16 protein-coding genes and 2 tRNA genes are annotated in these 22,158 nt (G+C 71.7%); 9 read left to right on the top strand and 9 right to left on the bottom strand.

The window, feature by feature from the left end:
• Positions 1–24 precede the first annotated feature (24 nt).
• Entirely contained in the window at positions 25–3,975 is a 3,951-nt protein-coding gene (locus I3V78_RS32045; protein WP_204493535.1) for a serine/threonine-protein kinase, read from the top strand.
• Positions 3,976–3,978: 3 nt separating this feature from the next.
• On the opposite strand, the gene I3V78_RS32040 is transcribed toward I3V78_RS32045, so the two are convergent.
• Genes I3V78_RS32040 through I3V78_RS32015 form a run of 6 tightly spaced genes read right to left on the bottom strand, consistent with a single transcriptional unit; the run spans position 3,979 to position 10,597 of the window.
• On the bottom strand, positions 3,979–5,286 hold the full coding sequence (locus I3V78_RS32040; protein ID WP_204493532.1) for a DUF58 domain-containing protein: 1,308 nt from the start codon (positions 5,284–5,286) through the stop codon (positions 3,979–3,981).
• Entirely contained in the window at positions 5,283–6,275 is a 993-nt protein-coding gene (locus I3V78_RS32035) for an AAA family ATPase (protein ID WP_204493530.1), read from the bottom strand. The genes I3V78_RS32040 and I3V78_RS32035 overlap by 4 nt, the downstream gene beginning before the upstream one ends.
• On the bottom strand, positions 6,272–7,570 hold the full coding sequence (locus I3V78_RS32030) for a DUF4350 domain-containing protein (RefSeq protein WP_204493528.1): 1,299 nt from the start codon (positions 7,568–7,570) through the stop codon (positions 6,272–6,274). Before I3V78_RS32030 ends, I3V78_RS32035 begins: the two co-directional genes overlap by 4 nt.
• A complete protein-coding gene (locus I3V78_RS32025; RefSeq protein WP_204493526.1) occupies positions 7,563–9,386 on the bottom strand; it encodes a DUF4129 domain-containing protein in 1,824 nt (607 codons plus the stop codon). The genes I3V78_RS32030 and I3V78_RS32025 overlap by 8 nt, the downstream gene beginning before the upstream one ends.
• A 2-nt stretch (positions 9,387–9,388) precedes the next feature.
• Positions 9,389–9,661 carry a hypothetical protein gene (locus I3V78_RS32020; RefSeq protein ID WP_204493524.1) on the bottom strand — a complete coding sequence of 91 codons (273 nt, stop codon included), beginning with the start codon at positions 9,659–9,661 and terminating at the stop codon, positions 9,389–9,391.
• Between the two features lie 60 nt (positions 9,662–9,721).
• Complete coding sequence (locus tag I3V78_RS32015) at positions 9,722–10,597, bottom strand: phosphate ABC transporter substrate-binding protein (protein WP_204493522.1); 876 nt, start codon at positions 10,595–10,597, stop codon at positions 9,722–9,724.
• 136 nt (positions 10,598–10,733) lie between these two features.
• On the opposite strand from I3V78_RS32015, the gene I3V78_RS32010 reads away from it, so the two are divergent.
• The 3 genes from I3V78_RS32010 to I3V78_RS32000 are packed head-to-tail and all read left to right on the top strand — an operon-like array spanning position 10,734 to position 14,095.
• Positions 10,734–11,294 carry a DUF2780 domain-containing protein gene (locus tag I3V78_RS32010; protein WP_204493520.1) on the top strand — a complete coding sequence of 187 codons (561 nt, stop codon included), beginning with the start codon at positions 10,734–10,736 and terminating at the stop codon, positions 11,292–11,294.
• A 16-nt stretch (positions 11,295–11,310) separates the two neighbouring features.
• Positions 11,311–13,446 carry an ATP-binding domain-containing protein gene (locus I3V78_RS32005; protein WP_204493518.1) on the top strand — a complete coding sequence of 712 codons (2,136 nt, stop codon included), beginning with the start codon at positions 11,311–11,313 and terminating at the stop codon, positions 13,444–13,446.
• A gap of 49 nt (positions 13,447–13,495) precedes the next feature.
• A complete protein-coding gene (locus I3V78_RS32000; protein ID WP_275583514.1) occupies positions 13,496–14,095 on the top strand; it encodes a TIGR02265 family protein in 600 nt (199 codons plus the stop codon).
• A 33-nt stretch (positions 14,096–14,128) separates the two neighbouring features.
• Here the strand turns inward: I3V78_RS32000 and I3V78_RS31995 are convergent, their stop codons facing one another.
• Both I3V78_RS31995 and I3V78_RS31990 read right to left on the bottom strand, forming a co-directional pair.
• The gene (locus tag I3V78_RS31995; RefSeq protein ID WP_204493514.1) at positions 14,129–14,581 is read right to left on the bottom strand and encodes a hypothetical protein; all 453 of its coding nucleotides are present in this window, start codon (positions 14,579–14,581) and stop codon (positions 14,129–14,131) included.
• A 115-nt stretch (positions 14,582–14,696) separates the two neighbouring features.
• Positions 14,697–15,152: a hypothetical protein gene (locus I3V78_RS31990; protein ID WP_204493512.1), complete on the bottom strand. Its 456-nt coding sequence runs from the start codon at positions 15,150–15,152 to the stop codon at positions 14,697–14,699.
• A gap of 531 nt (positions 15,153–15,683) precedes the next feature.
• On the opposite strand from I3V78_RS31990, the gene I3V78_RS31985 reads away from it, so the two are divergent.
• The 3 genes from I3V78_RS31985 to I3V78_RS31975 all read left to right on the top strand — a co-directional run bounded on the left by I3V78_RS31985 (position 15,684) and on the right by I3V78_RS31975 (position 20,189).
• Positions 15,684–17,792, top strand: a complete 2,109-nt coding sequence (locus tag I3V78_RS31985) for a hypothetical protein (protein WP_204493510.1) — start codon at positions 15,684–15,686, stop codon at positions 17,790–17,792.
• Positions 17,793–17,805: 13 nt separating this feature from the next.
• Positions 17,806–18,549: a hypothetical protein gene (locus I3V78_RS31980; RefSeq protein ID WP_204493508.1), complete on the top strand. Its 744-nt coding sequence runs from the start codon at positions 17,806–17,808 to the stop codon at positions 18,547–18,549.
• Between the two features lie 455 nt (positions 18,550–19,004).
• A complete protein-coding gene (locus tag I3V78_RS31975; protein ID WP_204493506.1) occupies positions 19,005–20,189 on the top strand; it encodes a heparin lyase I family protein in 1,185 nt (394 codons plus the stop codon).
• Positions 20,190–20,365: 176 nt separating this feature from the next.
• On the opposite strand, the gene bet is transcribed toward I3V78_RS31975, so the two are convergent.
• Positions 20,366–21,520: a phage recombination protein Bet gene (gene bet / locus I3V78_RS31970; RefSeq protein WP_204493504.1), complete on the bottom strand. Its 1,155-nt coding sequence runs from the start codon at positions 21,518–21,520 to the stop codon at positions 20,366–20,368.
• 292 nt (positions 21,521–21,812) lie between these two features.
• Here bet and I3V78_RS31965 point away from each other — a divergent pair.
• Together I3V78_RS31965 and I3V78_RS31960 are read left to right on the top strand one after the other, a co-directional pair.
• Positions 21,813–21,885 (top strand) — tRNA-Lys (locus I3V78_RS31965).
• Between the two features lie 87 nt (positions 21,886–21,972).
• A tRNA-Leu gene (locus I3V78_RS31960) sits at positions 21,973–22,054 on the top strand.
• Positions 22,055–22,158 lie beyond the last annotated feature (104 nt).

The following is a 22,158-nucleotide window of genomic DNA, read 5'->3' as shown; positions in this document are numbered from 1 at the left end:
GGCGAGAGGGTCGTGACGCACATCATGAATGACAACGAGCCGCGCGAGGACGTGGAGACCGCCCCCACCACGTCCCCGACAGGCGCCCTGGCCGCGGGCACGCGGGTGGACGAGCGCTTCGTGGTGGAGGCCCTGGCGGGGCAGGGGGGGATGGGTCAGGTGTACCGGGCGCGTGATGCGCGCACGGGCCAGCGCGTGGCGCTCAAGCTGCTGCGGGGCCTGCCGGCGCCCGAGGCGCTGCTGCGCTTCGAGCGCGAGGCGCTGCTGTTGTCCTCGCTGCGCCACCCGGGCCTGGTGGCGCACGTGGCCCATGGCGCCACCGAGCAGGGACAGTCCTACCTCGTCATGGAGTGGCTGGAGGGCGAGGAGCTGTCCCGGCGGCTGGCGCGCGAGCCGTTGAGCCTGGGCGAGAGCCTGGCGTTGGTGCGGCGCGTGGCCGACGCCCTGGCGCATGCGCACGCGCGGGGCGTGGTGCACCGCGACCTCAAGCCCTCCAACCTCTTCTTGCGCGGCGGACGGCCCGAGGACGGGGTGGTGCTGGACTTCGGGCTGGCGCGGCACGCCCGACCCTCGCTCCAGGCGGTGACGCGCAGCCATACCGTGGTGGGCACGCCGGGCTACATGGCGCCGGAGCAGGCCGCCAGTCAGGCGGAGATCCTCCCCGCGGCGGACATCTTCTCGCTCGGGTGCGTGCTGTACGAGTGCCTCACGGGGCGGCCGCCCTTCGAGGCGCCCCACTTCGCGGCGGCGCTGGCCAAGATTCTCTTCACCGAGCCGGTGCCGCCCCGGGTCCTGCGCCCCGAACTGCCCGAGGCGGTGGAGGCGCTCGTGCTGCGGATGCTGGCCAAGGCCCCGGGACAGCGGCCCGCCCATGCCGCCGCGCTGGGGGAGGCCCTCGCGTCCCTCGCCCTGACGCCGTCCGAATCAGGGGGGGAGCTCATTCCCCGGCTGTCGGGCCTCGGGGGCGCGGAGCGGCAACTCGTCAGCGTCCTGCTGGTGTCTCCGCCGCCGAGGGACGAGGGCCCGGAGCCGGGCTCCGGCGCGGACCTGCACCCGGTGCTGCACGCGATGCTCGTGCCCCAGGGGGGCCGGGTGGAGCGGCTGGCGGATGGCTCGTGGGTGGCGACGCTGGTGCCCGTGCGGGGCACGGCCACGGACCTGGCGGCCCTGGCGGCGCGGTGTGCGCTGGCCTTGAAGGAGCGCTGGCCGGAGGCCGCGGTGGTGCTGGTGACGGGCTTGAGCGTGCTCGACGCGCACCTGCCGGTGGGCGAGGCCATGGACAAGGCGGGCCGCCTGCTGCGCGGGACGGAGGCGGTGCCCTCCTCGGCCGTCGTCATGGACGAGGTGACGGCGGGCCTCCTGGGGGCGGCCTTCCAGCTCAACCCCTCGGGCTCGGGGGCCTTCCTGCTGCGCAGCGAGCGGCTGGGGGTGGACACCTCGCGGCCCCTGCTGGGCAAGCCCACGCCGTGTGTGGGCCGGGAGCAGGAGCTGGCGCTGCTGGAGGCGTGCTTCGTCACGTGCCTGGAGGAGTCCAACGCCCGGGCGCTGCTGGTGACGGCGCCGCCGGGGGTGGGCAAGTCGCGGCTGAGGCACGAGTTCCTGCGCCGGCTCGGGCTCAAGGAGTCCGCGCCGCTCGTGCTGGTGGGGCGGGGTGACCCGATGCACAAGGGCGTGTCCCAGGGCCTCTTGGGGCAGATGCTGCGCGAGCTGTGCGGCGTGCCCGAGGGCGCGGCGCTGGAGACGAAGCGCGCCCTGTTGCTGCGGCGGGTGTCGCGGCACCTGCCGGAGGCCCTGGCGCGCGAGGTGGCCGCCTTCCTGGGCGAGCTGTGCGCCATCGCCTTCCCGGAAGAGGCGTCCCCGCGCCTGCGCGCCGCGCGGGAGGATCCCCAGGTGATGGGCATCCAGATGGGCCGGGCGCTGGTGGCCTTCCTGGAGGCCGAGTGCGCGCGGGGGCCGGTGCTGCTGGTGCTGGAGGATCTGCACTGGAGTGACGCGCTGACGGTGGCGCTGGTGGATCGGCTGCTGCGGGAGTTGAGCGAGCGGCCCTTCATGGTGCTGGCGCTGGCGCGTCCCGAGGTGAAGCAGCTCTTTCCGGGGCTGTGGGGCCGGGCGTTGCAGGAGCTGTCGCTCAACGGCTTGAGCCGCAAGGCCTGCGCGCGGCTGGTGCGCGAGGTGCTGGGCGCCGAGGTGCCCGAGTCGGTGGTGCGACGGGCGGTGGAGCAGTCGGACGGCAACGTGTTGTTCCTGGAGGAGCTCATCCGCATGGTGGCCGAGGGCCGCCAGGAGCGGGTGCCGGAGACGGTGCTGGCGGTGCTCCAGACGCGCCTGTTGCGCATGGAGTCCGGCGCGCGGCAGACCCTGTTGGTGGCGAGCATCTTCGGCCGGGTGTTCTGGCCGGGCGGCGTGGGCGCCCTGTCGGGCCGCGCGGCGGAGGACTCCGCGGTGAAGGCGCACCTGCGCCTGCTGGTGGAGGAGGAAGTCATCGAGGCCGTGGCCGACAGCCGGTTTCCGGGCGAGCCCGAGTACCGCTTCCGCCACGCCCTGGTGCGCGACGCCGCCTATGGCCTGCTGGCCGAGGGCTTCCGCACCGTGGGGCACCGGGCGGCGGGGGCGTGGCTGGAGCGCATGGGCGAGCCGGATGCCCTGGAGATCGCCCTGCACCACCAACTGGGACAGCGGCCCGCCCGCGCGGTGGAGTTCTACGCCCAGGCCGCCGAGCGCTTCTTCGCGCACGATGACTTCCCTGGCACGCTGCGCTGTGTCCAGGCGGCGCTGGACTGTGGCCCGCGCGCCGACATGCCACCCCGGCTCCGGGCGATCGAGGCGCTGCTGTCGCTCTGGCTGGAGCCGGCGCCCCGGACGCTGGCGCTGGGCATCCCGGTGCTGGAGGAACTGCCCGCGGGCGGCATGCTCTGGTGCCGCCTGCTCGGAGGGCTCATCCTGGGGGCGACGCTGGGGGGCGAGCACGCGCAGACGCGGCGGTTGAGCGCGCTCCTGCTGGGCACGCGGCCCGAGCCCGAGGCCTCGGCCATGTACATCGAGGCCCTGGCGAGCATGTGCCCCACGCTCTTCTGGTTCGGTCGGGGCGGCGACATGGGCGCGCTGCTCGAGCGGGCGCGGCCCCTGGAGGCGCTCAGCGGCGAGCGGCGGACCATGGCGCGCGGGCTCCTCCAGATGATCGAGTGTCAGTACCTGGGGCTCATCCAGGGTCGGCCCTGGCACGCGCTGCGACTGGCGGAGCTGTCCCTGCGCGACTCCCGGGAGACGGGCATGGAGCGCAGCGTCTTCCTGGCGTGCAGCGTCGTGGGGTGGCTGCGCTTCGAGCTGGGCGACATTCCGAGCGCGATCCGGCTGACGCGCGAGGCCTGGACGGGGGCGCTGCACCACTCCCAGTGGTTCCTGGCCTATCAGGCGCGGGGCTACCTGATGCATACGCTGGCCTTCAGCGACGAGCCCGCGCACTGGGGGGAAGCCGTGGCCCTGGCGCGCGAGGCGCCCGCGTCCGGCATGGTCATCCCGGTCATCCAGGGCCTGTCGGAGGTCATCTCGGCCCTGGTGCTCCTGCTGCATGGCGGCGCGGAGGAGGCCGAGCAGCGGAGCCGGCGGGCGTGCGAGATGCTGGCGCCTTTCGCGCCCCTGTTGGGCTTCGCGTGCGCGGTCCTCTCGCGCTGCCTGCTGCGGAGGGGGCGTCTCGAGGAGGCGCGCGCCCAGGCGGTGTCGGGGGTGGAGTGGACGGAGCGGAGCGGGGCGAGCACCTACTGGCGCTTCGTCCAGCTCACCCTGGCCGAGGTCCTGTTCGCGCTGGGCGAGGAGGCGGAGGGCGACGCCACGCTCCGGGCGCTCGTCGACCGGGTGCGGCTGCTGGCCGGGGAGATTCCGGAGCCCGAGGTGCGCGCGCGCTTCCTGTCCCACGTGCCCGACAACGCCCGGGCGTTGGCGCTCGCCCGGGAGCGCTGGGGCGAGGCCCTCGGCTAGTGGCTACAAGACGCCGCGCGCCTTGATGTCCAGGTAGCGGTTCACGGCGGCGAGGCTCAACTCGTCCGGTTGCACGTCCAGCATGTGCACGCCCCCGGCGCCCACCCGGGCCTTGAGGGCCTCCCGGTCCATGAGCAGCTCGCTCGCCACGGCCTGCTGGTAGGCCTGCTCGGGCCCCGCGGGCGGGGTGCGCAGGAGCTTGGCCAGGGCGGTGTCGCGCACGGACAGGCACAGCGGCACGTGCCGCCGCGCCAGGCGGTGCAGGGGCGCCACCAGGGTGGACGCCTGCTCCTCGTCGAGGAAGTCCGTGAAGACGCACAGGAGGCTGCGCCGGGTGAGGCGCACGTTCAGCTCCTTGAAGAGCGCCAGGTAGTCCACGTAGGTGAGGCTTGGCGGGGTGGCGTAGAGCGCGTCCAATATCTTCCGGTACTGCAAGCGGCCCGCGGCCGGCGGCAGGTACGTCTTCACGCCATCGGCGAACACCGCGAGCCCCACCCGGTCGCCATTGCGCACCGCCACGAAGGCCAGGAAGAGCGCCGCGTTGACGGCATGGTCCAGCTTGGACAGGCCATCCACCTGGGCCGCCATGGAGCGGCCCGCGTCCACGCAGATGAGCAGGGATTGCGAGCGCTCGGACTCCATCACCCGCGTCACCGGCCGCGAGCGGCGGGCCGTGGCCTTCCAGTCCACCTCGCGCACCGAGTCGCCCTGGGCATAGTCGCGCAGCCGGGCGAACTCGCTGCCCCGGCCGTCCCGGCGCAGCTTGCGCAGGCCCAGGTTCACCAGGTCCAGGGCCGCGCCCGACAGGAGCAGCCGACGCGCGCCCCGCATGTCCGGGAACACGGCCACGTCCTGGCCCCGCGCGAAGCGCCGCTCGTGGAGCACGAGCCCCAGGGGGCCCCGCACGCGCACGTGCACGTCGCCGAACTCGAAGCGGCCCCGCGTCGTGGGCGTCACCCGGTAGACCCAGCGCGTCTGGCTGTCCGCGCTCAGGCGCAGCGCGGCCTCCTCGGGCTCGGCGGTGAAGGCGGCGGGGACGTCGTCGCGCACCCACACGTCCACCGCGCGCCCGCCCCGGTGCACGAGCGTGAGCTCCACCTTGTTGGCGGCCCCCACGGACAGGCGGACGGGGGGCGTGCGGTGCACCTCCAGGCGCACCCGCCGCGCCCACAGCCCATCCCCCACCGCGAGCGCCAGGGCGAGCGCGTCCAGTGCCAGCACCACGCCGCCAAAGCCGGGGAAGAACCCCGCGGCCATCATCGGCACGGCCAGCAGGCACAGCAGCACCCACAGGCGCCCGGTGGGAATCACCGGGGGACCTCCACCGAGCGCACCACCTCGCGCAGCACGTCCGCGGGCGTGGCCCCGTCGAGCTCCGCGTCCGGCGACAAGAGCAGCCGGTGCTTGAGCACGGGCCCGGCGAGGAAGCGCACGTCCTCGGGGGTGACGAAGCCCCGGCCGCGCAGCGCCGCCAGGGCCTTGGAGGCCATGAGCAGGTGCACGCCCGCGCGCGGCCCCGCGCCCAGGCGGATGCGGGGGGAGGCGCGCGTGGCCGCCACTAGCTTGCGCACGTAGGCGAGCACGGGCGGCTCCACCGTCACCTCGTTGAGCGCCTCGCGCGCCGCCAGCAGGCCGTCCTTCGTCACCGCCGCGCCCACGCCCGCGCGCCCCAGGTCCCCCGCGTCGAAGCCCCGGTGCACGGAAGCGAGGATGGCGTCCTCCTCCTCGGCGCTGGGGTAGCCCACCTCGATCTTCAACAGGAAGCGGTCCAGCTGCGCCTCGGGCAGGGGGTAGGTGCCCTCGGACTCCACGGGGTTCTGCGTGGCGAACACGGAGAAGAGGGGCGAGAGCGCGAGGTTCTTGCCCTCCAGCGACACGGCGCGCTCCTGCATGGCCTCGAGCAGCGCGGACTGCGTCTTGGCGGGCGCGCGGTTGATTTCATCGGCGAGCAAGAGGTCCGTGAAGATGGGGCCGCGCACGAGCACGAAGCCCTGGCTCTTCAAGTCGAAGATGCTGGTGCCCAGGATGTCCGCGGGCATCAGGTCCGGGGTGAACTGGATGCGCTTGAAGTCCGCGCTGACCGAGCGCGCCAGGGCCTTGGCCATGAGCGTCTTGGCCACGCCGGGCACGCCCTCGAGCAGCACGTGGCCGCCGGCGATGAGCCCCACGAGCATCAACTCGAGCGGCTCGTCCTGGCCGACGACGGCCTTGCGCACCTCGGTGAGCACGCCCTCGCGGATGGCGTGGGCGGCGGCCACGGCGTGGCTCGGGGGCGGGGACAGGGAGGGGGGGGCGGTCATGGCTCCTCGGCGACGGGCGGGGGGGGCGCGCCCGAGGGCGGCCCGGAGGGGTGGAGGCGCTGGCGCAGCGCCGCGGCGCGCGTGGCCAGGTGCATCAGCTCTTTCTCCCCGGCCACCTCGGGCGCGCGGCGCACGAGCGCGCGCAGGCCCTGGGCCAGGTCCGAGCGGCCACTGGCGGCCAGGCTCTCGGCGACGGTGTCCGCGGGGGCCTGGGCGGGCAGGCCCGCGTGCTGGGCCAGGGCCTGGGTGAGGCCGCGGGTGAGCAACTGCGCGGCGAAGGCGTGGTGGTGCCCCTCGCGGTACAGCCGGCTCATGGCGAACAGGGCATCCGTGGCGCCCACACGGGTGGACTCGGGCGGCGGGCGGGGGCGGCCGAAGCGCTTGAGGGCGAGCGCCCACAGGCCCAGGCCCAGCAAGAGCTGCCCCACCGCGAAGTGCAGGCCATAGCGCCTGGCGAAGTCCACCACCGAGCGCTCGTTGGTGAAGCCGTGGTGGTGCTCGTCGAAGACATAGGGGCCGGGGCCCAGGGCCCTGAGGGCGCTCAGCCAGAACTGGGCGTTGTCCGCGCGCGCGAGCGCCTGGTTCATGGCCAGCTCCGGCGCGCCCACGATGAGCACCCGGCCCGAGCCATGCGTCAGCACCGCCGCCACGGTGAGCCCCAGGGGCTCGTCCTCCAGCAGGGGCACGGCGTCCTCCGCCCCGCTCAGCTCCAGGTAGGCCTGCACCCGGGCCTCCACGCGCTCCACGTCGAGCGTGTAGGGGCTGGACAGGGGCGGCACGAGCGTGCGCATGGGCAGCGAGGTGTCCGCCTTGGTGAGCGTCACCCCGAGCTTGTCGAGCAGGGGATTCTCGCGCGAGCCCCAGGGCACGAGCACGAGCGTGCGGCCGGCCCACACGTGCGCGAGCAGCTTCTCCGTCTCGTCCTCGCTCATCTCCGGCACGTGCAGCCGGTTGAGGCCATGGCGCGGCACGTCCTCGTCCGCGAGTCCCTCGTCGCGCTCGGTGGCCAGCGCCGTCTGGTCGGGATCCTCCTCGTGCGCGCCCTCCACCTCCACCGCGAGCTGCAGCAGCGTGCCCGGCTCGTCGAGGATGAGCAGGTCCGCGGTGCGGCGCGACACCGGCAGGCCACTCTCCTCGGCCAGCAGGTACAGGCCCCGGGCCCCATCGGGCTGGGCCCGCCAACTGGAGAGCGTGTCGGCGAAGCCCCCCCGGGCCGCGCCCCGCACCAGCCACGTGCCGAGCATGGCGAGCACGAGCAGACCACCGGCGACGACCAGGGGAAAACGGTCACGCACGGGCCGGCTCCACGGACGGGGAGGCGGGCGGCGCGAGCAGGGGGGCACACAGCTCGCGGAAGGCGCGGTAGCCCTCGGGACCCACGGGCAGGTTGCCGTACCAGGCGAAGTCGAAGCGCAGCGTCAGCTCGCGGAAGGGGGGCTTCCACTCGGCGCGGCCCCGGAACTGGCGCAGGTAGTCCCAGTTGCTCGCATGGCTGTCGTATTGGATGACGCCCTCGCGGTGCAGGCGCGAGAGCAGCGCCAGGTACAGCCCGCGCACCGCCTCGCGGTACTCGCCCCGGGCGGCCAGGGAGTCGGCCAGGTGGGCCCAGCCCTCGGGGGGGCGGGACAAGGCGTTCATGGGATCGGCCGCGAGGCTCGCCGCGTCCTGGGTGCTCACCTCCAGGCCGGCCCCGGCGTCCGCGCGCCGCCGCTCGGCGAGCGAGCGCCACAACAGCCACCCGAGCACGCCCAGCGTCCCGGCGATGAGCAGCACCACCAGGGTGTGGGCCACGTTCTGCCCGCTGGAGACCGCCTCGGCGGGTCGCGGCGCCACGGGCTTGCGATCCATCGCCTTGAGCCAGGCCTCCAGCCACTTGAGGAAGCGCTGAAAGAGGCTGGACTCCTCCGGGGGCGCGGGATTCTTCGGCTCGGCCGGGTCGCGCTCGAGCGGCTCGGGCACCTGGAACTCGGGCCGCGCGAGGATGTCCCGGGCGCGCAGCTGGGCCTGCGCGGCGTCACGCCGCTCCAGGGCCGCGGCCTCTCCGGCCAGGGTGAGGCCCCGCTCGAGCCGATCGATCGCCGTGCACTCCTCGCCCTCGTACACGTCCCGCTCCACGGCGCGCACGAGCCGCTCGAACTTGGTCGCCTCGGGGGGGCTGAGCGCGCCGATCGTCCGGGACCAGTCCTCACCGGGCGGCTCCTCGCACGCGGCCATCACCTCGTTCACGCGCGCCTCCAGGGCCGCGTCGTCGGCCCGGGCGGCGGGGACGGCCAGGCCCGCGCCCAACCACACCAGCACGAGCGCCACCTTGCGCACGGGCAGCTGTTGCACCGCGGCGAGCAGATCCAGCCCTTCCTGGCGCACGCGGCCGTCCACCAGGAGCAGCGTGGCGGTGGCGGCGCGCAGGGGCTCGAAGAGGGTGAAGGTGGTGGCCACGAGGAAGACCGTCCAGGCGGCGTTGTCCAGCGAGGCGAAGCGATCGACGTAGGTGAGGTCCAGCCCGAGCAGCTTGCGCCCCACGTACAAGAGCGCGTTGACCGCGATGTGCAGGTTGACGAAGACGAGCCCCTGCACGAGCAGCAGCACGCGCACGCCGGTGGCGTTGTGCCGGGCGGGGCCGAGCAGCTTGCCGCACTGGGAATACAGTCGCAGGGGACTGCCCCGGCCCTGCAGGGTGGCGGCGTAGCCGACCAGGTGCGCGCTCAGGAAGAAGAAGGCCGCGCCCAGGGTGAGCGGGAGCGACAGCAGGTTGAAGACGAACAGGTAGGCCACGGCGCACGAGAGGCTCGGGGCGCGGGCCAGCGCCGCGCGCAGGGAGGCCCAGGCGGAGGGCTCGCGCTCGGTGCCGAGCAGCAATTCCTGCACGTGGTGGCAGGCGGCGCCCTGGAACAGGCCCCGGGCGAACCACGCCAGGGTGAAGCCCAGCGCGGGCAGGGCGAGGGCGCGCCGGTGGGTCACCGCGTCCGTGAGGTGCAGGAGCGCGGCGGTGACGAGCGCGCCCCCGGGCAGGGTGAGCGCCCAGACGCCGGAGCTGCGCACGCACACCCGCAGGGCCGCGTCCAGGATGGCCACCGGGCCCCGGGGCCGCAATTCGAGCGCGGACACGGCCATGGTCAGGGCCTCGCGGCCAGGTGGGCCATCGCCAGGACGCCGCCGTACACGAGCCCCATGCCCACCAGCGCCAGCAGCACGTGGCCCGGGGTCCACTCCTTGCGCTCCGCCGTCACCTCCAGCGCGCGCAGGCGCGACTGCAGGCAGGTGGCGCACCGGTTGATGCCCTCGAACTGCGTGGTGCACTCGCGGCAGATGACCCGGCGGCACTCCACGCAGATGCCCAGGCCGGTGCGGTCCGGATGGTAGTGGCAGCGGCCCGAGCCCTGAATCATGGGCGCGAGCCTACGCAATCCCCCGGGACCGAGGCCAGCGCCGATGCACCGCCCGCGGGCCTACTTCACCGGGAAGTAGCCCGTGTCGATGACGGTGCGCTGGCCCTCGGGCGTCAAGGCATGGTCGATGAAGTTCCGGGCGAGGCCGGTGGGAGGCCGCGACAGCACGAAGCTCAACGTGCGCGCCAGGGGATAGGCACCCGTGCGCAGGCTGTCGGCCGACAGGTGGACGGCGGTGGCGGGCTCGGCGCCCACCTTGAGCGGCTTGACGCCCCGGAGGTAGGCGGCGCCCCCGAAACCCAGACCATTGGGATCCAACGACACGGCGTTGACCACGGCGGCGGTGCCCGCCAGGGTCTGGGCGCGCTCGGTGAAGTCCTGCCCCTGGAGCACCCGCTCCTTGACGAAGGCATAGGTGCCCGAGGAGCTCTCGCGCGAGTAGACGGTGATGGGCCGGTCCGGGCCGCCCACGTCCTTCCAGCGGGTGAGGTCGCCCTGGTAGATGGACTTGAGCTGCGCGAGGGTGAGGGTGTCCACGGGGTTGTCCGCGTGGACGTAGAAGGCGATGCCATCGAGCGCCACGGGCACCTCCACCGGGCCCTCGGGGTGCTTCTGGCGCATGCGCTCGCGCTCGGTGTCCTGGAGCGCGCGGCTGGCCATGGCGATGTCCGTGGTGCCATTGAGGAGCGCCGCGATGCCCGTGCCCGAGCCGCCCCCATTCACCTGGATGCGGGCGCCCGGGTGGGCCTTCATGTACTGCTCGGCCCAGCGCTGGCCGAGGATGACGAGCGTGTCCGAGCCCTTGAGGGTGAGGGTGGCCACGGGGCCCCGGGGCGTGCCCGCGTCTTCCTCGGCGTCGCGGGACGGACGTCGGCAGGCCGACACGAGGACGAGCAGCACGAGCGGAAGAATGCGGGAGGAGCGCGGCCTTCTCATGGCCGGGCAGGATACGCGTTCCATCCGTCGGGCAACGGACGGGCTCGGGGTCGAGGCGTCGTTTTTGGGATGGGGCGGGCCGGGCGGGTCCGGTAGAAATCCAGGCCGCGAGCCAACACGGCCAAGGAGACGGGCAATGGATTTCATCGGACAGCTTTCCCAGCAGATGGGCGTGGACTCCCACCAGGCGCAGGGCCTCGCGGGCTCCCTGCTCAAGCTCGTCCAGGGCGCCGTGAAGGACAAGATGGGTCCGGACGCCGCGACCCAGATGGACTCGGCGATTCCGGAGATGCAGGGCTGGCAGCAGCAGGCCGAGCAGCAGCAGGCGGCCCCGGCCGCGGGCGGCGGCGGCCTGATGGGGGCGCTGGGCGGCCTCGGGGGCATGCTCGGGGGTCAGGGCGGAGGCGGCTCGGGTGGGGGACTGCTCGGCGCGCTCGGCGGCGCCGCGGCCCACGCGGGTGAGGTGGCCGGCGTGGTGTCGCTGCTGCAGCGCTTCAACATCGACGCGGGCAAGGCCTCGCTGGTGGCGCCCCTGCTGCTCGACTTCCTCAAGTCCCGGCTGGACCCGAAGCTGGTGAGCGGCATCCTGATGGTGGTGCCGATGCTGGCGGGGGCCGGGGGCAACAAGCCGCCCGAGGGCGGGGGCTCGGCGGGGGGCGGCGGACTGGGCGGGCTGTTGGGCGGCCTCATCCGCTAAGGGCCCACGCGTTCCCATGAGCACGCCCGACGGAGCGCTGACCCCGGAAGAGCAGGCCCTGATCGCGGACGAGGAGGCCATCCTTCGCCGCGTGCTTGGCTCCCTGGAGGCCGCGCGTCAGCGCGGGGGGAGCCAGGCCCAGGAGTCCGAGCGCCTCATCAACCAGCTCGAGGTCCTGCGCGAGGATGCCGTCAGCGCGCCCGTGGCGGACCTGCCGCACCTCTTCCACCAGATGGATCAGACGCGCGCGCTGCTCGACCGGCAGAAGGGCGCGCGGCTGCCCGAGTCCAGCGCGCCCTACTTCGCCCACCTCAAGGTGAATGGGCCGGCGGGGGAGCGCGACTATCTGCTGGGTCGCACGAGCTTCACGGACGCCTCGGCGGACGTGCGCATCATCGACTGGCGGTTCGCGCCCGTGGCCCGGGTCTTCTACCGCTACGGCGAGGGGGACTCGTACGAGGAGTGGTTCGGCGAGCGGCTGTCGGAGGGCACGGTGCTGGTGCGGCGCCTGCTGGTGCTCGAGCGGGGTCGGCTCACGCGCATCCAGGCGGGGCCGGTGGTGCTCGAGCGCTCGGCGGAGGGCACCTGGCACCGCGCCGGGACGCTGGCCCAGCTCGCGGGGGGCACGGGCACGGCGGTCCGCCCGGGGCGCCTGGGCGTGGGGCGCGGGGTGAACCGCGACGCGGGCGCACTCGACGTGACGGCCCTGCTGGACGCCGAGCAGTTCGAGGCCGTGAACGTGGAGGCGGACGAGCCGCTGCTCGTGTTGGGCAGCGCGGGCAGCGGCAAGACCACGGTCGCGCTGCACCGGCTGGCGAAGATCGCCTTCGACGAACAGGCGCGCTATCCCGAGTCGCGGATGAAGGTCATCGTCCCGGAGGAGGGCCTGGCGCGCCTGTCGCGGCGTCTGCTCGCGCCGCTGGGCCTGGAGAGGGTCTCCGTCGAGACCCTGGATGCCTGGGCGGCGCTCACCGCGCGCATCGCGTTTGGCGCGAAGTCCTTCAATGTCTGGGAGGACACGCCGCCGCTCGTGGCGAGGTTCAAACGCCACCCGGCCTTCCGCCGGGCGCTGGCCGCCCGGCTGGGCGTGCTCAAGAACGCGGCCACCACGCTGCCCCGGCTGCGCAAACGGCTCGCGGAACTCTTCACCGACCGGCGCTTCCTGGAAGGTGTTGTCTCTCATTCCAAGGGAGACCTGCCGCTCACGGCCATCGACGAGATCGTGCGGCACACGATGTTGCAGATCGCCACGCCGCTCGACCAGGAATTGGAGGGCGTGGATCCCGAGCGGCTCCAGACCGTGGATGGCAAATCCTTGCAGAGCGACACGCCGGATGAACTGGCGGGAACGTTGGACTCGGAGGATCTGCCGCTGTTGTTGTTGTTGCGCGCGCAAGGGGGCAACCTGGGCGCGGTGGGGCGGCTGGTGCACGTGGTGCTCGACGAGACGGAGGACTTCTCGCTCGTGGAACTGTTCGTGGTGGGCCGGCTCCTGGGCGAGGCCCGGAGCTGCACGCTCGCCGGGGACGAGATGCAACAGACCACCACGAGCTTCGCGGGCTGGCCCGCGGTGCTCACGGAGCTGGGCATTCCGGACGCGGCCACCTGCCGGCTCCAGGTCTCCTACCGGTGCCCGGCGCCGATCACCGCGCTGGCCCGCCACGTGTTGGGCACGCAGGGCCCGGGGACCGCGACGCGGGCGGGCCGCGAGGGCGCGCCCGTGGGGTTCCACCACTTCCCGGACGAGGTCCAGGCCCACCTGTTCATTGGCGAGGCCTTGCGCGATCTCGTGGAGCGCGAGCCCCATGCCTCCGTGGCGGTCATCGCACACGGTCCCGATCAGGCGCGCGCCTTCCACCGGATGCTGGCGGACACCTCCTGGGCCCGCCTGGTGTTGGGGGGAGACTTCTCCTTCGAGCCCGGCGTGGACGTGACGGACGTGGACAACGTGAAGGGCTTGGAATTCGACTACGTTGTCATTCCAGACGCGACCGCTCGGGTCTACCCGGCCCATGACGAGGCTCGGCGGCGGTTGCATATCGCCATCACCCGGGCCTCTCATCAGCTCTGGATGGTGTCCTCCGGTGTTCGTTCTCCACTTCTCTCGGGAGTCGAGAAGAGCATCGGTCATGTGGACGCGCCGCCCCACTGACGTTGAATTGCTATGACAGGGTTTGACTCTTCGTGCGACACTGGACGCGATGAGCGAGTCACGGCCACAGCTTTTGTCTCGGCTGGACAGGAGCACGCGGGAGCAGACGATTCCCGGCATGTTCCTGCAGGCGGTCATCGCGTCGGCCGAGGTGCATGGGGTGGACGTGGTGGGGCGGACGCGGGCGCGCGTGGGCATGGGCGAGCCCCTGGTGGAGAGCTACCGCTACCCCGTGAGCTGCATGCTGGAGATGCTCGACATCATCGGCCAGGTGGCCGAGTCGCGGGGCACGCCCTATGGGGAAGCCCTGTTCCAGAGCGGACGGGCGGCGGGGCTCGCCTACGTGCGCAGCGCGGTGGGGCGGATGCGGGCCATGGTGGCCGCGCCCGTGGGCCTGCACCGGGCCCTGGAAGGCATTCCCAACGCGGCCACGCTGGCGGTCAACTTCGGCGAGCGCTCCTACCGCCGGCTCACCCACAGCTCGGGGGAGCTCGCCTTTCAACAGGATTTGATTGGAGCGGCCTGGAACATCGGCATGGTGACGGCCAGCACCAGCGCGGGCCTGTCATTGGGCCCGGAAGAACTCAAGTTCGACGTCAGCGTGACGGACGACGACGCGAGCAGTTTCCTGCTGCGTCTGTACTGGTAGGGCGGTGGCGTCAGGCCACCGCCCCGAGGCGCATCAGCCCTCGAACAGATCCTTCATGCGGTTCATCGTGTCGTTGGTGATCTGCATGACGGTCTGCTTGATCGTCATGGCCATCATCGACTCGGTCTGCAGCGCCTTGCGCCCCTCGGCGGCGATGTCCTTGGGGGTGGCGTTCGGGTTCTTCTGGAGGTAGTCGTTCATGCGCTTCTCGAGCTTGCCCGCGAAGCTGCCGCGGAACTCCTTGCCGATGCCGTTGACCGTCTCCGCGTACTGGGCGGCGGTGGTGCTGTCGGTGAAGCGCGAGAAGGCCTTGGTCAGGTCGTCCTTGCCCGTCGAGGCGTCGATGCCGCTCTTGAAGCTCCCGCCCGACATGAGCTCCTTGGCCGACTTCATCTGCGAATAGTCGGTCCCGGCGCCCCCATCGGTGGTGCTCGTGGTGGTGGCGGTGGGGGCGGCGGTACGGGGGCTGTTCACGTTCATCGTCATGGGTTCACCTGGGGCGTGAAAGGGAAAAGGGCGGGGTGCTGCATCGGCGCGAAGCGGAACCACGGGCGCCTGGAAAGACTTCCGGGTGGAAGGCCTCCAGGCTTCACATCACGGCTCAACCCTCGAAGGTATCCTTCATCCGGCTGATGGCATCGTTGGCCATCTGCGTGATGGTCTGCTTCATGGTCTGGTACATGACCGTGTCGTTGAGCAGGGTCTTCTTGGCGAACTCGGCGATCTCCGTCTTGGAGGCGTTGGGCTTGTCCGCGAGGAACTTGTTCATCTTCTTCTCGACGGAGTCGAGCATCTTGCCCTGGAACTCCTTGCCGAGCTGGCTGGCCATCTGCGCGTAGCCGACCACGCCCTTGTTGTCGGAGAAGCGCTGGAACGCCTCCGCGAGCTGCTCGGGCTTGGAGTCCTTGTTGACGCCAATCTTGAAGCCACTTCCGGAGGTGAGCTCCTTGGCCGACAACATCTGCGACGTGTCGAAGCTGCCCGAGGCGCTGCCCGCGGCGGCGGTCGTCTGCTGACCCGCGGCGGGCGTGGACCGGTTGTTCACGGTGAACGACATGGGTGCACCTTTTCCGGAAAATCGAGGGACATCGACGGCGTTACGGGGATTATCGCGCCCGTTGCGGAAAGGTTGCGAGGGGGGTAGGCGATTTTTCCGTACCTTGGGCCCTTCCACCCGGCCCGCCGGCTCACGCCTCCTCGGAGAGCGGGCGAGCGGGCGGGGGTGGGAACGGGCTTGACACCCCGCGTCACGGTGTGCCCGCCCAGAGCCGCCTCCCGGGCGAGCCCGGCGTTTCCCGAACACGTCGCGCAGTCCCCGCTCAGGGGCAAACGACCGAGTCCGGGTCATTCCCGTCAAACCCTTTCATGAATGAGAGGTTTACGGAATTCCAATGCACGGGGGTCCCCCGGGCTATGCCACGAGAGAGCGGTGGCCGGGAGATCCGACGCGGCGGAAGTGAAGCTTTGCCGTGACAAGGCCATGGCGCGCCGGGAGCAATGCCTTTCAGGCGGCGCGCTTGACGGGGGTGGGGCGTCTGTGTTTCATGGGAAATGCAAGTCATTGAGCGACTGCACCGGGGGACTCTTCATGGATTCAAGCGCGAACAAGCCGGCACGCTCTTCATCGGAAGGAAGCGGTTGGTTCACCAGCCCGTTCTCGGGCTACTCCCTGCACGGATCGGAGGCCATCCAGGTGGTGCTGCCCGAGCAGGGCGGACTCCTGGGTCCGGCGACCCTGTTGAGCCCCACCGTGGTGTGGGCGCGGTCGCCCGAGGAGCCCGGGGCCCTGTCCCGCACGCGGACGCTGAGCGTGTGCCTGGACACGGGCGGTGCGGTCATCGGCCCGCTGACGGGGGAGCTGCACTGGAGTGACGCGGCGGGCGGGGCGCTGGGCCTCCAACTGCGGGACGTGACGCGCCAGCAGGGGGAGCGGATCCTCACGCTGTTGGACGCGGAGCTGCTCCGGGGGCTGGCCGTGCCCGAGGCGTCGCCGCTGCCCGTGCAGGAGGAGCTCACGGGCGCCGAGCGGATGGGCGAGGTGCTGCGGAAGATCGCCGCCATGGGCCACAAGGCGGTGGTGCGCCGACCGGGCCAGACGGCGCGCATGACGCTGGAGGGCCTGGACGAGGCGGCGGGCCTGCTGACCTGGCACTGCGCCGAGCCGCTCGCCGACTGGGGCCCGGCCCCGATGGAGCTCGAGGTGGTGGGGTACAACTCCGCCTACCGGATGCTCCTGGAGACGCACGCACGCGCGGGGCACCGGTGGGTGACGCGCCTGCCCGAGCGGATGTGGCGGGTGCGCCACCGCTGGCACCGCCGCGTGTCGGCGCCCGAGGGCACCCGGGTCCGGTTCGAGCACCCGCTGTGGCCGGAGCTCGGCGCGCTCCAGCGCGAGGTGGTGGACCTGTCCTATTCCGGTCTGAGCCTGCGCTCCGGCACGGGGGATCTGCTCTTTCCCGGGCTCTTCCTGCCGCTGCAGGTGGAGACGGCCCGGGGCGAGCGCATCGCCCTGCGCTGCGAGGTGCGGCACGTGTCGTTCTCCCAGGCGGATGGGCGTCGGCTGTGCGGCCTGGAGGTCCGGCCGCTCAACCCCGCGGACGCGGTGGCGTGGACGCGGCTCGTCTCCGAGACCCTGAGCCCCTCCACGCGCTCGGGCGAGGACTGGCTGGAGCCCCTCTGGGGGCTGTACGAGGCCTCCGGGTACTTCAACCTGGCGGGCAGGTCCGCGCCCCAGTTCGACGCGCTGCGCCGGGACTTCACCGAGCTGAGCGGCCGCACGGCGAAGCTGCCCCACCTGTTCTGCCAGACGGTCTGGCCCTCGGAGCGCGGGGTGGAGGCGTCCCTGTCCGCGCTCAAGCCGTACCTGCACACGTGGATGCTCCACCACCTGGGCCGCCGCCCCGGCAAGCCCGCCCAGGCCCCGCCCGTGCCCGGGCAGATCCTCCGGGACATCTACCAGCACACCCTGGAGCACACCCAGATCGATCCGGACCTGCGCTGGATGATCAGCTACGCCGAGTCCACGGTGCCCTGGGTGCAGCGCACGCACCTGGCCTTCGCCCAGCGGCTGGGCGCCGAGGGGCAGGCCCTGGTGATGCCCCTGCGCCTGATGGACGCCGAGTGCGCCGAGATGAGCGACGAGCCGAGGGGGGAGGACGTGGAGATCGGTCCCGCGTCCATCGGCGAGAAGCTGATGCTCGCGCGGGAGCTCGCCCGCACGCGGCCGGCCAGCTACGTCGAGGCGCTGGATTTCTCGCGCGAGCGTCTGGAGTTGCGCGGCGCCTCGCGGATGTGGATGCAGGAGGGGCTGACGCGCGAGCGGCGCGTCCTCGTGGCGCGGCGGGAGGGGGTGGCCGTGGCGGCGCTCGTCCTCGAGCTGGGGCCGCCGGGCACCAACCTCTTCCGGTTGATGGACGCCGCGCGTCTGTTTCCCCTGGGGCCCGAGGGCCCGGACACCTACGTGGCGCTGCTGGACGAGGCGCGCCGCTGGTTCGCGCTCCGGGGGCGCACCGCCTTCGTCTACCTGTGCGAGGACGCGGGCGGCTACGCGCGCCGGGCCCGCCTGCACGATGACCCCGCGATGCGGCCCTTCCTCTGGGTCATCCCCGCCTCCCGCATCCCCGAGTTCCTGGAGCACATTCAAGAGCAGTCCGTCGGACGTCAGCAGCGGTCTCACCCCATCCCCGTCTCGTTGTGAAGGAGCCCACACCATGGAACTGCTGAAGAAGCTGTACGAGCCTCACGTCCTGCCCGCCCGCACCCTCCTGGACACGGATCCCGCCCTGTGCCGCCTGTTGGATCCGTCGCTCAAGCCCAAGGTGCTCGCGCGCTTCCTCATCGAGTGGATGGCCCGCGCGGCCTACATGACCGAGCCGGTGGACGGGTGGATCCGCGGCACCGGCCAGCGCTGCATCGAGCAGGGGCTGGACAGGATCGGCCACGCCCTCATCACCCACGCCAAGAGCGAGACGGGCCACCACCTGATGACGCTCGAGGACGCGGAGCGCCTCGTGCGCCACTGGAACACGCGCTACTCGCCCACGCTGTCCGTGCAAGCGCTGTGCGCCCAGACGCCCCTGGAGAGCATGCGGGCCTACCGCCAACTGCATGACGACGTCATCGCGGGCGCCTTCCCCGTGGGCCAGGTCGCCATCGAGCGCGAGGTGGGCTTCCTGGCGGTGGAGTTCGGGCCGCGGCTGATGCGCCAGGTGGAGCGGCTGCTCGGGCCCGAGGTGGCCGGCATGCTCACCTTCCTCAACGAGCACGTGGCCGTGGACGTGGGCCATACCCTGCTCAACGAGAAGATGCTCGCGGAGGCCATCACCCGCGCGCCCGACAACGCCCGCGTCTACGCCGAGGCGGGTGCCCAGGCGATGAGCCTGTACATCCGCTTCCTCGGGGATTGTCTGCACACGGTGGAGGACCTGTTCTCGCCCCTGCGCTCGGTGGCCTGAGTCCGCGTCTCCACGAGGCGCCGTCCCCACGTTGTGCGGGGGCGGCGCCTCGTGCCGTACATGGAGCCCGCCCGAGGGAAATGACCCGGCGTGTGGGCCGTGTTCTTGTCATGCCCGACGCCTCGCGAGGCGTGCCGCGGCCCTGACTGTCTCTCTTGGTGAAACACGCCCGATGCCTGTCTCCTCGCTCTCCGCGCGGGCGTCACGGGTGCGTGTTGATTGGCTTACAAAGATGGGGGATGGTTCGGCCCGTCCAGCGCAGCCGCGGAACGCGGATGTCTGGATAAGGAGTCAATGTCTCACACGCGGGCACATTTCCTCGGGGGGCTCGGGCTCGGTCCCGATCGGACTCCGAGGGCCTCGCGTTCTGGATAAACCCCCAAGCCGGTTCACCGGACCGCATCCCCCATGCGGTCCGCTCCCCACCTGTCTGTCTTTTCTCTCGGAGAGCCTCATTGAAGAAGACCCTCCTGCTGGTTGAAGCCGTGTTCGCCCTGGCTGGTGTTGCCGCGTGTGGTGGTTCCGAGCAATCGGATGCCGACACGCTGGACTCCACGCTGGCGGTCACGGCGGATGCCCTGAGCACGCCCAACTGCACCCCGTTGACCGCGTCCTCGGTGATCGCCTCCGGCAATGATGGAAACGGCCCCCAGAACACCCTGGATGCCCAGCTGGCCACGCGCTGGAGCAATCAGGGCAAGGGCTCGTGGATCGATTTCGACCTGGGTTCGACGCGCACCGTGTCGGGTGCCTCCATTGCCTGGCATCAGGGCAATCAGCGCACCAACAACTTCACCCTGTCCACCTCGCTGGACGGCATGGTCTACACGCCCGTCTACACGGGCACGAGCAGCGGCGCCACGACGGCGGCCGAGACGTATGCCTTCAGCGCCCGCGGCGCGCGCCGCATGCGCATCACCTTCCAGGGCAACTCGCAGAATGACTGGGCGAGCATCGCCGAGGCGCGGGCGTGTGGCGTGGCCGAGACGAGCACGGGCTCGGGCGTGGTGTGGCGCGGGGACTTCGAGACCGGCAGCCGCTCGCAGTGGAGCAGCACGCAGATGGTGAACGCGGACCGGCTCCAGGTGGTGTCCTCGCCGACGCGTCAGGGCACCTACGCCGTGAAGGTGACGGTGCGCCAGGGCGACAACCCCATCAACGCCAGCGGCCACCGCAATGAACTGGTGCGGATGACCAACGAGAAGGAGGGCGACGAGTTCTTCTACAAGTGGAGCACCATGTTCGCCTCCGACTTCCCGAGCGCGAAGACGTGGCAGCTCTTCACCCAGTGGCACCACAGCGGCAGCAGCGGCTCGCCCCCGGTGGAGTTCTACGTCAACGGGGAGACCATCTACCTGCGCCTGCAGGGCTCCACGGTGGTGTGGAGCACCCCGCTGGTGCGCGGCCAGTGGCTCGACTTCGTCTTCCACGTGAAGTGGTCGTCCAAGTCCAACGTGGGCTTCGTGGAGCTGTACTACCGGGGCAACCTCGTGCTGCCCAAGCGCTACGGCGCCACCATGTACTCGGGCCAGACGAACTACTTGAAGGTCGGGCTGTACCGCAACAGCACCATCGCGCCCGTGGGCGTCGTCTACCACGACGCCTGGGTCCAGGGCCGCAGCCTGGCCGACGTGCAGTAGCCCGCTTCCCCACTCGCTGACGTTCACGCGCCCCACCCGTGTCCTCCCCTGGAGGCCGGGTGGGGCGCTTGTCTTCGTGCACGGCGGGGGCTTCACGGGCGGCCTTCTCCTGGAACGACCACGGCGGCCCTCCCGGGAAGGGAAGGGCCGCCGTGGGGTGAGACGGGACCGCGGGTTTAGAGCTTGGCGTCGTCCGCCGCGGGGACGCGGCAGCGCAGCTCGGCCTCGATCTCGAGCGCCGCCAGGTTCTCGCGCATCGCCCGGGCCCACTTGGCCTTGGGCTGCTCCATCAGCTTCTCGTGCGCCAGGTCGATCGTCTCGGCCAGCTCCTCGTCACTCAGCTCCGAGGCGACCTTGCCCTTGTTGGCGCCGAACGCGACCACCACGGACGCGCTCTTGAGCTTCGCGGGCGGCTCGCTCGCGGGCTCGGGCGGGGCCACGGCCTTCTTGGCCTCCACCTTCACGGCCTCCAGCTTCACCGGCTCGGGCGGGGCCACCACCTTCTTGGCCTCGGCCTTCACCGGCTCGGCCTTCACCGGCTCGGCCTTGGCCTCCACCACCGGGGCGGGGGGCTCGGGCGCGCGCACCGGCTCGGGCGCGGGCTCCCGCTCCTCGCGGACCTCCCGCACGTCCCGGCCCGAGGTGAAGGACGCCTTCACCGGACCGGTCCGCGAGCCCAGGGACTCGTAGCTCGGACCCGGGGCGGGCGCCGCCTCGCTGGGGCCGTCGAACTCCTCGGCCGGCATCTCCTCGCGCACGTACAGGCCGCCGAAGGCCTCGGGGTACGCCTTGCGCAGGGCCGCCACGCGCGCGCACTTCTCGATCATCGTGGTGGGAATCTTCGCCCACAGGGGCGTCTGCTGGACGTAGCCGGCGAAGTCCAGCCACACCACCACGGGCAGCTTGCCCTCGCGCACCACGCGCGCCCAGGCCCCCACCAGGCTGCCCTTGCGCTTGGCCGGGTTGAAGCGGTGCACCACCTCGCCCCGGCCCTGGTCCACGATGATTTCATCCTCGGCGTACACCGCGCTCGCCTGGATGCCCTTGCAGTCCGGGAAGCGCTCGGCGCGCGCCAGCATTCCGGCCTCCGAGGGCTGGAACTCGTGCCGGGACACCCAGTTGGGCCGCTCCCGGCTCCCCGTATTCTGTCTCCGGGCCACGCAGAACGCCTCCTTGAGCAACGGGTCCAAGCCGGAGCGCTTGCACTGCTCGATGAAGAGGGCGAACTCGTCCTCCCCGATGCCACGGGGGCAGATGGTCCGCCGGATGAGCTCCACTCGCTCGGGGCTCCACGGGCCCGACGCCGTTTCCGTCTTGTTGTGCGCTTCCATGCCGCTCACTGCTCCTTGCGTTCGAAAAGGGCGGACGACCTCCGTCCGCCCGCGCCTTCGGGGACTGCTTCAACCCTGTAGCGAGAACACTCTATCCGCCGGGGCCGACACCTCGCTGAACACCCGTTCAGGCTCGCTCGGAGAGCGGGCGAGGGGGCACGAGGGGCGCGGCGGAAGAGTGAAGGGGGGGGCGAAAAAAAGAGTTTGACGTGGCCGACGGCTCACCGTACAAGCCGTCCCCGTCGACGCGCGGTGACGAACCGCACGGCGGCGGGCAGCACAGGAGAAGGTCGGGAGCGTAGCTCAATTGGTAGAGCAATGGACTCTTAATCCATAGGTTGTGGGTTCGATTCCCTCCGCTCTCAACAGAACCGGGGTCCCCTCAGAGATGAGGGGGCCCCGTTTCCTTTTGCGGCCCCTGCCGTGGCGTGGCACAACGCCGTGCAGTCCCCGGGCGGGTGGCGAAACTGGTAGACGCACCAGACTTAGGATCTGGTACCGCAAGGTGTGAGGGTTCGAGTCCCTCCTCGCCCACTTCCGAGCGCGTTTGCGGCCCTTTCGCGTTGACCGGGCCCGGCCCTATCCCCTAAACGCGCACGTCCCTGTTTTCGTCACGTCTCCACCCATCCGACACGTCG

The sequence above is a fragment of the Archangium primigenium genome (genome assembly GCF_016904885.1).
Lineage (GTDB): Bacteria > Myxococcota > Myxococcia > Myxococcales > Myxococcaceae > Cystobacter > Cystobacter primigenius.
The sequence above is the reverse complement of the archived record's forward strand: the minus strand, read 5'-3'. Positions and strand labels throughout refer to the sequence as shown.

Excerpts from the sequence above, each read along its gene's own strand:
- I3V78_RS32015 (WP_204493522.1), bottom strand. The coding sequence starts at position 10,597 with ATGAGAAGGCCGCGCTCCTCCCGCATTCTTCCGCTCGTGCTGCTCGTC.
- I3V78_RS32045 (WP_204493535.1), top strand. The coding sequence starts at position 25 with ATGAATGACAACGAGCCGCGCGAGGACGTGGAGACCGCCCCCACCACG.
- I3V78_RS31995 (WP_204493514.1), bottom strand. The coding sequence starts at position 14,581 with ATGACGATGAACGTGAACAGCCCCCGTACCGCCGCCCCCACCGCCACC.
- I3V78_RS32020 (WP_204493524.1), bottom strand. The coding sequence starts at position 9,661 with ATGATTCAGGGCTCGGGCCGCTGCCACTACCATCCGGACCGCACCGGC.
- I3V78_RS32010 (WP_204493520.1), top strand. The coding sequence starts at position 10,734 with ATGGATTTCATCGGACAGCTTTCCCAGCAGATGGGCGTGGACTCCCAC.
- I3V78_RS32035 (WP_204493530.1), bottom strand. The coding sequence starts at position 6,275 with ATGACCGCCCCCCCCTCCCTGTCCCCGCCCCCGAGCCACGCCGTGGCC.
- I3V78_RS31985 (WP_204493510.1), top strand. The coding sequence starts at position 15,684 with ATGGATTCAAGCGCGAACAAGCCGGCACGCTCTTCATCGGAAGGAAGC.
- I3V78_RS31980 (WP_204493508.1), top strand. The coding sequence starts at position 17,806 with ATGGAACTGCTGAAGAAGCTGTACGAGCCTCACGTCCTGCCCGCCCGC.
- bet (WP_204493504.1), bottom strand. The coding sequence starts at position 21,520 with ATGGAAGCGCACAACAAGACGGAAACGGCGTCGGGCCCGTGGAGCCCC.
- I3V78_RS32005 (WP_204493518.1), top strand. The coding sequence starts at position 11,311 with ATGAGCACGCCCGACGGAGCGCTGACCCCGGAAGAGCAGGCCCTGATC.
- I3V78_RS31990 (WP_204493512.1), bottom strand. The coding sequence starts at position 15,152 with ATGTCGTTCACCGTGAACAACCGGTCCACGCCCGCCGCGGGTCAGCAG.
- I3V78_RS32000 (WP_275583514.1), top strand. The coding sequence starts at position 13,496 with ATGAGCGAGTCACGGCCACAGCTTTTGTCTCGGCTGGACAGGAGCACG.
- I3V78_RS32025 (WP_204493526.1), bottom strand. The coding sequence starts at position 9,386 with ATGGCCGTGTCCGCGCTCGAATTGCGGCCCCGGGGCCCGGTGGCCATC.